Consider the following 1,899-nt stretch of genomic DNA (forward strand, 5'->3'; position numbering starts at 1 on the left):
GCAATAGCAAGAGCCATGGCACTTGCTCCAAAAATTATGGTATTGGATGAGCCATTATCGAACTTGGATGCAAAGTTAAGAAAACAATTAAGAAAAGAACTTAAGAAATTGCAGCATGAACAAGGAATTACAACAGTTTACGTAACGCATGACCAAGAAGAAGCATTAACATTGTCAGATCGTATAGCTATTTTCAATCATGGAGTTGTTGAGCAAGTAGGAACACCTGAGGAGATTTATAATCATTCCAAAACGGAATTTGTCTGTAATTTCATCGGTGAAGCGAATGCACTAAGTAAGGAGATTATTGAAGAAATCTCAAGAAAGTCAGGAGCCAAGTTGGATTCGACAAAAATATGCTATATCCGAACAGAGAAGATAAAGACGAAAGTACGGGATGGTGATCGTTACTCGGTTGCTCTCGGTGCAAAGGTATTGTCGAAAGAATTTTATGGCACATACTCGCAATACAAGTATGAAGTAATGGGCTCTGTTCTTCTAAATACGGAGAAAGAAGATGGGGATTTTCAATATTCTGAGGGCGATGGTGTCAATTTGTTCATAAATCCAGATGACATCCTTCAATATTAGGAGAATGATTATGAATAAACTCTTTCTTTGGTGTATCGGTATCATAGTCTTTTGGTTCATAGCCGTATTTCTGATTATTCCCAATGTAAATATTTTATACATGACCTTTTTTGCAGATGGCACCTTTTCATTTGAACCCTTTAAGAAACTAATGTCCTCAAAACGAGCGATAAAAAGCTTATTAAATAGCTTTATATTGGGTATTACATTGGTATTTACGGTAAACATCGTTGGAGTTTTCTTAGTATTGGTCGTAGATTACTTTGCTATTAAGGGCTCGAAGTTACTAAGACTTGGCTATTTCACTACATTGATCTACGGGGGCCTCATCTTAGTTGCTGGCTATCAATTTATTTATGGAAGCAATGGTTTCTTAACGATGCTATTCGTAAAAGTCTTTCCTTCAATGAATCATAATTGGTTTATTGGGTACCCAGCAGTTGTTTTCGTAATGACCTTTGCTTGTACGACGAATCATGTCATCTTTCTTTCAAATGCCATAAAGAGTATTGATTATCAAACCGTTGAAGCGGCCAAAAATATGGGAGCTTCGTCTTGGACGATACTTATCAGAATCGTTTTTCCCGTATTAAGGCCTGTCCTAACAACGTTATCCGTATTATTATTTTCAACTGGCATCGGTGCGCTAGCAGCTCCTTTGATCGTAGGAGGGCAAAGTTTTCAAACGATTAGCCCAATGATTTTAACTTTTGCTAATAGTATCAGTTCAAGAGATCTTGCAGCATTGTTAGCTATATTTTTAGGAATTACACAAATACTTTCACTTTATCTCATTACAAGATCCGAGAAAAAAGGATTTTATATGTCGGTATCAAAAGTGAAAACGACAATTATTAAGCAGAGAATCAATAATAAAGCTGCCAATTTCATCGTTCATTTCTTTGCCTATTTATTGTTTGCGATCTATGTATTACCTATTGCTGCGGTTATTCTGTTCTCCTTTACAGACTCGTACAGTATTAGTACAGGCACATTTTCCTGGGCTCATGTTACGCTACAAAATTACATGAAGATTTTAACGGATTCTGCGTCCTACAAACCATTTGTAATTAGCTTTGTGTATTCGGCATTAGCTGCCGTCATAGTTGTTGCCGCGATGTTGTTAATTGCGCGCTTAATCCATAAATACAACAATAAACTAACTACGGCATTAGAATATTTGTTACACATTCCATGGTTATTACCTGGTATTTTAATGGCTTTAGGATTAATTATCACGTTTAATAAACCAATGGTTATTACCGGAAATAGGGTATTGACGGGAACATTAGGCTTGCTTCTAATAGC

Annotated in this window: 2 protein-coding genes; both read left to right on the forward strand. The window is 36.3% G+C overall.

What is annotated here, in order from left to right; all coding sequences use genetic code 11:
• Nucleotides 1-591 (forward strand): ABC transporter ATP-binding protein (locus AC1DUA_RS35625; RefSeq protein WP_477504234.1); only part of this gene is annotated, 591 nt, incomplete at its 5' end.
• 10 nt (nucleotides 592-601) lie between these two features.
• Nucleotides 602-1,899 (forward strand): ABC transporter permease (locus AC1DUA_RS35630; RefSeq protein WP_477504235.1); only part of this gene is annotated, 1,298 nt, incomplete at its 3' end.

It is taken from the genome of Paenibacillus sp. 01T422, from assembly GCF_056398785.1.